Annotated in this window: 6 protein-coding genes; 1 reads left to right on the top strand and 5 read right to left on the bottom strand. The window is 59.7% G+C overall.

The genetic code is table 11. The annotated features are described in order from the left end of the window. Both V7080_RS21090 and V7080_RS21085 read right to left on the bottom strand, forming a co-directional pair. Positions 1–1067 (bottom strand): efflux RND transporter periplasmic adaptor subunit (locus V7080_RS21090; protein ID WP_334190356.1); only part of this gene is annotated, 1067 nt, incomplete at its 3' end. A gap of 76 nt (positions 1068–1143) precedes the next feature. Further along, positions 1144–1998, bottom strand: a complete 855-nt coding sequence (locus V7080_RS21085; RefSeq protein WP_334190355.1) for an alpha/beta hydrolase — start codon at positions 1996–1998, stop codon at positions 1144–1146. Between the two features lie 116 nt (positions 1999–2114). On the opposite strand from V7080_RS21085, the gene V7080_RS21080 reads away from it, so the two are divergent. After that, positions 2115–3119 (top strand): LysR family transcriptional regulator, encoded by a 1005-nt coding sequence (locus tag V7080_RS21080; RefSeq protein ID WP_334190354.1) that lies wholly within the window; start codon positions 2115–2117, stop codon positions 3117–3119. A 43-nt stretch (positions 3120–3162) separates the two neighbouring features. On the opposite strand, the gene V7080_RS21075 is transcribed toward V7080_RS21080, so the two are convergent. The 3 genes from V7080_RS21075 to V7080_RS21065 form a co-directional block, all read right to left on the bottom strand. After that, positions 3163–4256 (bottom strand): IS3 family transposase gene (locus V7080_RS21075; protein WP_334190357.1). Its coding sequence is split into 2 segments (ribosomal slippage): positions 3163–4049 and positions 4049–4256, totalling 1095 coding nucleotides; the frame shifts between segments, so codons are not numbered across the junction. Between the two features lie 118 nt (positions 4257–4374). Continuing rightward, a complete protein-coding gene (locus tag V7080_RS21070) occupies positions 4375–4668 on the bottom strand; it encodes a hypothetical protein (protein WP_334190353.1) in 294 nt (97 codons plus the stop codon). 4 nt (positions 4669–4672) lie between these two features. Then, positions 4673–8173 (bottom strand): RHS repeat-associated core domain-containing protein (locus V7080_RS21065; protein ID WP_334190352.1); only part of this gene is annotated, 3501 nt, incomplete at its 5' end.

Raw genomic sequence — 8173 nt, 5'->3', positions numbered from 1 at the left:
GGCTTCAACCCATCCCGCACCACCCGCATGCCGTCGACCAGCGGACCCAGCGTCACCGGCCGGTATTCGGCCTTGTTGTCGGCGCCGATCACGAAGACGAACTTGCGGTTCTGGTCGGTGCCCACCGCGCGGTCGCTGATCATTGCCGCATTTGTCGCGCCGCCCGTGCCGTTGCCGCCGGCAAGCTGCACGCGGGCGAACAGGCCGGGAGCGAGCTTGCCTTCATCGTTCTTGAGCACGGCGCGCATCCGCACGCTGCCGGTGGACGCATCCACACGGTTGTCGACGAATTCCAGCTTGCCTTCGTGCGGGAAGCCAACTTCATTGGCCAAGCCGATGCGCACCGTCACCGGCGTGCCCTTGCGCGCCATCGCGCCGACGCGCAAGTACGAATCTTCATCGCCGTCGAAGCTGGCATAGATCGGGCTGTCCGACACTACCGACGTCAGCACCACGCTGCCGTCGACAAGATTCCCGACGGTCACTTCCGCCTTGCTGACGCGTCCCTGGATCGGCGAATGCACCTTGGTAAAGCCGAGATTCAATTTGGCTGCGTCATAGGCTGCCTGCGCCGCGCGGGCGGAAGCGTCCAATTCCTTGAAGGTGGCCGCCTTCTCCTCCGCCTCGCGCAGCGAAATCGCCTTGTCGGCGACCAGCTTTTCGGCGCGGGCAAGCTCGAGCTTGGCGAGGTCCGCCTTGGCCCGGGCCGCCAGCGCGGCCGCCTCGGTGCGGCTCGCCTCGGCCTGGTACGGACGCGGATCGATCACGAACAGCACGTCGCCCTTCCTGATTTCCGTGCCGGGCTTGAAATTAATGGAGGAGATGAAGCCGGATACCCGTGGCCGGATCTCCACCCGCTCCACCGCTTCCAGCCGCCCGGAAAACTCCTGCGTTTCAGTGATCTGCTTTTCGACCACCGCCGCGGCAGTGATCGGCGGACTGCCGGCGGGCGGCGCTTCCTGTGCGGCGGGCTTGCTGCAGGCTGACAGCACCAATGCGGCGACGACGGACAGGATCGCTGCCGTCGGCGCCGTGGTGATTGCGTTCAACTTAAATGATGGTTTCATTTTGTTGTTCCTCATGAAGTTATGTTTGTTGGTTTTGTTGATTCGAATCAGTCTGCAGCTGCCCATAAGGGGAAGGTCAAGGCTTTCCCGGCGTTGCGTCGCATCCGTTGTCCAGCGCGGCGATGAATCCGGCGATTTCCCGCATCGCGCTTTCCTGGCGGGCGCAGTCGCATCGCGCATCGGGCTGTTCCATCGCAATCGGCGGCATGCGCCTGACCAGCGTCTTGACGCCAGCGGCAATTAGCTTGGCGCCATATTGTTCGGCCTCGTCGCGCAGCGGATCGTCTTCCGCAGACAGGATCAGGGTCGGCGGCAAGCCTTTCATCCGGCTCGACTGCAAGGGCGATGCATAGGGATGTACCCGGTCGGCGGCGCGCGGCAGATAGTCGCGGTAACCTGCGGCGCAGGCATCCGCTGCACGGGCCGCGCCGCCCGTAACGTCGACCGTGCGCATCGAACAGCTCGTCAGGCCGGCATCGAGCATCGGCATGATGAGCAATTGCGCGGCAATTGCCGGGCCACCCCGGTCGCGCGCCATCATGGAAGACACCGCAGCCAGGTTGCCGCCCGCCTCGACGCCCGCGGTGATCATGCATTCGCCGTTCCAGTTCAGTTTCGCGCGGTGGCGCACGGCCCAGGCCAGCACCGCATGCGCATCCTCGGCCGCCGCCGGGAAAGGTAAGTTCAGCGCGGTGGTGTAGGCGACGGCAAGCACCTTGCAACCGGTGCCCGCCGCCAGCACGCGGACGAAATCATCCGTCTGCTCCAGGTCGGAGGACAAAAAGCCGCCACATGGAAAAAACACAATCAGCCGCGCCTTGGTCGCCGGCGCCATGGGCGAATACAGCCGTGTCTCCAGCAGACGCCCGCCGCTATCCACAGAAAATGTTTGTGACTTCACGCCATCAGCATCGAAATCGTCGCTTTTCATCGCATCCTCGTATCCCATCGTGGGCCGAACTATAGCTTTGTTCTACAATGCGAATAAATAACGATAAGACGAATTTACTGTTCAGAAACCTGAACAATGACCTGCGAGGTGTTGTGATGGATAAATTACAGGCGATGGAAGTCTTCGTGCAGGTAGTGGACGCCGGCAGCTTTACCCGGGCGGCGGACCAGATGCAGTTGCCCAAGGCCACGGTATCGACGCTGATCCGTAACCTGGAAATGGCGCTGTCGGTCAAATTGCTCAACCGCACGACCCGGCACATCAGCGTGACCACCGACGGCGCCGCCTATTACGAGCGCTGCCTGTCGATCCTCGCCGACGTGCGCGATGCCGAAGACGCCCTTTCCAAAACGCGCGCCAGTCCGAGCGGACGCCTGCGCGTCGATGTTGCCACCGGCCTCGGCCGCCACCTCATCATTCCCGCGTTGCCGCAATTCTTCAAGCGCTACCCCGACATCCAGCTTGAGATCGGCTGCAGCGACCGCCCGGTCGACCTGATCGAGGAAGGCGTCGACTGCGCGGTGCGCGGCGGCGCGCTCGCCGACTCCACCCTCATCGCCCGGCGCGTCGGCTCGCTGCATTTCATCACCTGCGCCGCGCCCTCCTACATCGCGCTCAACGGCCGCCCGGTCCATCCGCGCGAACTGCTGCAGCATCAATGCGTGAACTACTTCTCCGCCAAGACCGGCAAGATCTTCGAATGGGATTTCGCGATGGACGGCGAACGCATGCAGATGCGCCTGCCCGGCCGGATCGCGCTCAACGACTCCGACGCCTACGTCGCGGCCTGCCTGGCCGGCGTCGGCGTCGCGCAGCTCCCCATCTTCGTCGTCTGCCCCTACCTGCAGTCGGGCCAGCTGGAGCTGTTGCTGGAAGACTGGCGGGTAGACCCGCTGCCGCTGCACGTGGTGTATCCGCAAAACCGCCACCTGTCAGCAAAGGTGCGGGTGTTCGTCGAGTGGATTGCGGAATTGTTCAGCGATCATCCGGCGATGCGGTTGCCGGAGCGGTGTCCGGTGATGGAGGCGGAGGCGGTGCAGAAGGAAGCGAAATCAGAGGCGCTGCCACTGCGTAAAAAGAAGGCAGCGGTTGCCTCCTGATACGAGGCACAATGGCCTTCCCCCGTTTCGACGGACACTTCCGTCAGGCGCATTGTAGATTCTCAAATTGTGCAGGGCTAACATAGCCCAAGGTGGAATGCCTTCGCCTCGAATTGTAAAACCTTTCAACGTAGTCGAAGACGTCGGCACGCGCCTCATCCCTGGTGCGATACCGTTTCCTGTTCAGTCGTTCTGTCTTCAGTGTCGAGAAGAAGTTCTCCATTGCCGCGTTATCCCAGCAGTTCCCACGCCGGCTCATGCTGCAAACGATGCCATGTGATTCCAGCAGTCGCTGGAAGTCTTCGCTGGTGTACTGCGAGCCCTGGTCGGAATGATGCAGCACCGCCTGCGGCCGGCCACGCCGGAAGATTGCCATAAGCAACGCATCCATGACCAGTTGCGTAGTCATCGTCGGCTGCATTGACCAACCAACGACGCGGCGTGAATACAGGTCCAACACCACAGCGACAAACAGCCAGCCTTCTCCCGTCCAGACATACGTGAAATCAGCTGTCCACTTCTGGTTCGGCGCCGTGGCGGCAAACTGCCTGTCGAGCAGATTTGGTGCAATCGAATGAACGGTTGCATCCTGCTGGCCAGGTACACGTCGACGCTTGTGGCGCGCCTTGAGGCCGGCAATTTGCATCACCCTTGCCACACGGTTCTCGCTGCACGTTTCTCCAGCGTCCCGCAAGTCACAGGCAATGCGGGGCGAGCCGTAGGTACCATCACTGGCATCGTAGCTTTGCCGAATCGCACGTAGCAATCGCGCATTGTCCTGCTCACGCTTACTAGGTGGTCTATCAAGGCAGTCGTAAAAGCCGCTGGTAGAAACCCCAAGCACACGGCACATTGTTCTCGTGGGCCAGATCGCGCGATGACGGGCGATAAAGCCGTACTTCACTTGGGGTCTGCAGCGAAGTAGCCGAGCGCTTTTTTTAAGATGTCACGCTCCGTCTTGACCTTGGCCAGTTCCCGACGCATGCGCTTATATTCCTGTGCCGACACCTTGTCGGCGGCGCTTCCCGGCGTTTGCCTGCCTTCGGTCCTGTCCCGACACCATCTGCCAAGCAGATTGGCACCGATCCCCAAGTCCCTCGCAATCGCCGCCTTGCTGCCTCCGGGTTGCGATGCCAGGCGAACCGCCTCCTGTTTGAACTCCTCAGAAAAATACCTTCATTCCCTTGTCATTATTTCCTCCGATAGTGACATCATACCTACCGGAACTGTCCGTTAATTCAGGGGAAGGCCAGTTTTACGCCCAGCGGAAGCTAATGCCATCTTCCATTATCTGCAAGTCAGTAATTTTTTTCTGAATCCCGTTACGAGGATCCATCACATAAAAACCTAATGAACTAATTTCCTCCTCCAATCGATCTACCTCGACGAATAGCTGATCATTAGCTGCTTGCTCATGATCTCTAAATAAAGATTCGTAAATTGAGAAAGCAGGCGTAGGGAAAAAATCTCCGAGAACAGCACTATTCTCTGCTGAGACAAAGATTTCACCGACTGTCGTTCCAGATTTATCCAATAATTTCAGGTTCATAGCATTAAGGGATTTTTGTAGTTGTACCAAGCGCCTGCGAAAGTTTTGCAAGATTCTCGTCTGTAAATCCACCGGCCCCAGCTGGGTGAACGATCCGGGCATGATTCGGAAATTTCTTTGTCGGATCCTCAATAACATCAAACCCTGCCTCTCGAATTTTATCGGCTGAGCCAGAAGACACTGTTCCTGCCGCTTGTTGCAACCCGGTAGCTTTAGGGAAGGCTTCGCGCATCTGCTTTGATGCATTTGCCGGACAAGTGCTATGGAGAACCGAAATACCTGGAGGATTGAGCTTAGTTTCAGCTTCTTTTAAGCGAAGATTTTCAATCGAATTTCCACCAATTCGATTTACCTGGGTTCCATTAGGGAGTGGTTTGCCAGATAAGCCTAACGGATCAATCCACCCTGTGCTACTTGGTGCATAGGAAAATGGATTTGTTCCGCCAACTAATCCAATCGGATCCTGCATGATGTAACGAGCAGTATCGGGATCGTAGTAGCGGTATCTGTTGTAGAACAATCCCGTCTCCCGATCTTCATACTGACCTTGGAACCGCAATGGTTGCTTGACTTCTTCCTTGTCCAGCGCATGTACCCGCCCCCACGCCCGGTACTTAGCCAGCCATACCACCTTACCGTCCTCGCTCAACACTTCCTGCGGCGTACCTAGATGGTCGGTATTGACATAGTAGATCCGGTCCCCTTGCGCTTCATCCTTTAGCTGTTTGAATGCCTGCTGTCGTTGCTCGTTATTGCGCTCTTCAATCGCCTTTATGGCTAGCTCGTGTGCCTTCGCATCCGTCACCTTCAGCCACTTCAGGTTCTCCGCTTCCTGCTCCCATGCGGCTGCTTGCTGTTCTTCCTGCGCCGGCTTCTTTTGTACTTCCTCCGCATCATAAGCGCTGTCCGGCGTATCGCTATGCACCTGCGCCAGCGGCACGAATGTCTCCGGTTGGTATAAGTAAGTGACCGTCGTGTCCGGCTGTACTTCCTGGATCAGCGTGTCGCCATCCCAGACGAAGAAGGTGATGTCTTCCCGTACCGCTTCCATGGGCGCTGTGCCGCCATAGGTACCGCTGGCTTGCGCTTGCTGCAGGGTCCTGACAATCTTGGCGGTACGTCGGCCGAAGACATCGTATTTGTATTCGGCTTCGATGGTTGAGCTCAGTCCCGGTCTGATTGCTTTTACCAGCCGGTTCTCGGCATCGTAGTGCAGGTTCAGCGAGTACGGCTGTTCAACCTTTGCGCCCTTGACAACTTTGCGGATGACGTTCCCTTCGGCATCGTAGTCGAACGCCGTGTTCAGATACGACTTGAGCAGGTTGTGCGTCACCGGCGCGAGCTTTGGCTTTGTCGCATTGAGCGGCTGCTCGGTAAGATGATCTAGGCCCTGCTCCCAGCTGTCATGGTCCTTGCCTGCCTTGTTGATGGGTGCGACTGCCTTCTGCGGCGTTCCGTCAGTGAGATTGCCGGCTGGGTCGAACTGGAAGGTCTCAGCCAGGTTCGGTTGAGTTGCCTTGAGCAATTGTCCAACGGGATCATAGTCATACGACAGCGTGCCACGTATCTGATCCTGTATGCGGGTGAGATTGCCCACGGCGTCGTAGACATGGCTTCGCGCAGCCAGCAGTTCATGGTTCGGTCCGCGCAGATTCAGCCCGGTCAATCGCGACAGCGGGTCGTAGCTTCTGCTTTGCGTCAGACGCTGCTGCGGCACTGCGCTTCTGCCGAGCTGCCTCACCTTTTCGCGGTGCAAGTCGTCACGCTCGATGTCGACGATCGGACTGCCGTTCCACAGCGTGCCGATCCAGTGCCCGCTGCCATAGCGCTGGGTGCCTACTTTGCGACCATTGGGCAGCGTCGTCTGTATCCGGTTGCCGAGTTCATCGACTTCGTGTTTCAGGGTAAAGACCCGTTCCAGCAATTGCCCGCCTTGCCGCACCTTCACCCGCTGCGTCTCGCCGATGAGGTTGCCGGCGGCGTCGTATTCGTAGCTGACATCGCCGTCCTTGCCGCTGGCCCATAGCAGTCTGCCCATCACATCGTATTGATAGCGGGTGGTATGCGTGACCGGTCCGCGGCCGGTCGGCTGGTGCACGGTCTTTTGCAGCAGGCGGCCGCTGTCGTCTCGCAAATAGTCGGTGCGAATCTTGCCGCTGATGCTGCCGATGAGCCGGCCGCCGCTGTCGTAATCGTATTCTGTCGTCTTGCCGTCAAAGCCGGTTTCGGCGCTCAGCCGGCCGGCATGGTCGTACCGGAAGTCGTACGCTTCGCCGTTCTGGTTGATGAGTTGGATGAGTTGAAGGTTGGCGTTGTAGCGGTAGGCCAGACTGTTGCCGTTGGCGTCACGCCGGTGGGTCAGTTGTCCATGGCCGTTGTAGCCATAGCGGGTAACGGCGCCGTTGGCATCGACGGCGGCGGTGAGGTTGTTCAGCGGGTCGTGGTGCAAGGTGTCGCTGCTGCCGTCGGGGCGGATGACGCGCGTGACGCGGCCAAGGCGGTCGGTGTCGTAGCGGGTGATGTTCCTAGCCGCATCGGTGCTGGCGATGAGGTGGCCGAGCGGGTTGTAGCTGAAGCGGGTTGTCTTGCCGCTGCAGTCGGTATGGGAAACAAGCTGGCCGAACTCGTTATAGGTCAGCGTCTTGCTGCCGCCCTTGGCGTCAATGATGCCGATCAGCTCGCCGAGGCTGTCGTACTGGTAGTCGGTGCTGCGCCCGGCCGGATCGGTCTGCTTGATGAGGTTGCCGCGCACATCATATTCACGCTGCCATGGCCGGCCGGCCGGATCGATGATCTTGACCGGGTTGCTGCTGGCATCGTATTCGTAGCGGGTGGTAGCACCGGCCGGTCCGGTGACCGCAAGCAGGTTACCGCGTGCATCGTAGCGGTAGCGGGTCGTGCGGCCTTCCGGGTCGATGTCCTTGATGAGGTTGCCGTCCTTGTCCCAGACGCGCTGGAACCAGGGATGCGAGCCGTCGGGGGCGAAGGTTTCGACGCCGGTGATCAGGTTCAGGTGATTGTAGGTGTAGACGGCCTTATTGCCGGCGGCGTCGGTGACGACCGTTTCGTTGAAGGCGGGATTGTAGTCCAGGCGGGTGTCCTGGCTGCCGTCATCGGCAACAGTGCGGATGCAGCGGGTGGGAAACGGCGCCCAGTCGGCATTGGTGTGCCAGCTCAGTTGATAGCCGAAGCCGTTGTAGTCGGTAAAGCGCGTCAGCAGGTGCGATGCGTAGACGTAGGCACGGCTGTGGTTCTCGGCATCGGTTTGCCCGACGAGGTCCAGGCCGGCGTCGGGGCCGAGAGGGGTACCGTGTTCGTCGCAGGCGGGCGCGTAGCGATAGCGCACATGGGTGTGGCGGCTGCCGTCGGGCAGCAGCTGGTCGATGTGGCCGATCTGGCGGCCGAGCTGGGCAAGATAAGCGTCCGGCCGCTGCGCCGCTGTGCCGCCGATGTCGGCAATGTTGGCTTGTTCATGGGCAGCATGCAATGCGGCCAGGTCCGATAC

Source organism: Noviherbaspirillum sp. (genome assembly GCF_036846085.1).
Lineage (GTDB): Bacteria > Pseudomonadota > Gammaproteobacteria > Burkholderiales > Burkholderiaceae_D > Noviherbaspirillum.
The sequence above is the reverse complement of the archived record's forward strand: the minus strand, read 5'-3'. Positions and strand labels throughout refer to the sequence as shown.

Excerpts from the sequence above, each read along its gene's own strand:
- V7080_RS21085 (WP_334190355.1), bottom strand. The coding sequence starts at position 1,998 with ATGAAAAGCGACGATTTCGATGCTGATGGCGTGAAGTCACAAACATTT.
- V7080_RS21080 (WP_334190354.1), top strand. The coding sequence starts at position 2,115 with ATGGATAAATTACAGGCGATGGAAGTCTTCGTGCAGGTAGTGGACGCC.
- V7080_RS21070 (WP_334190353.1), bottom strand. The coding sequence starts at position 4,668 with ATGAACCTGAAATTATTGGATAAATCTGGAACGACAGTCGGTGAAATC.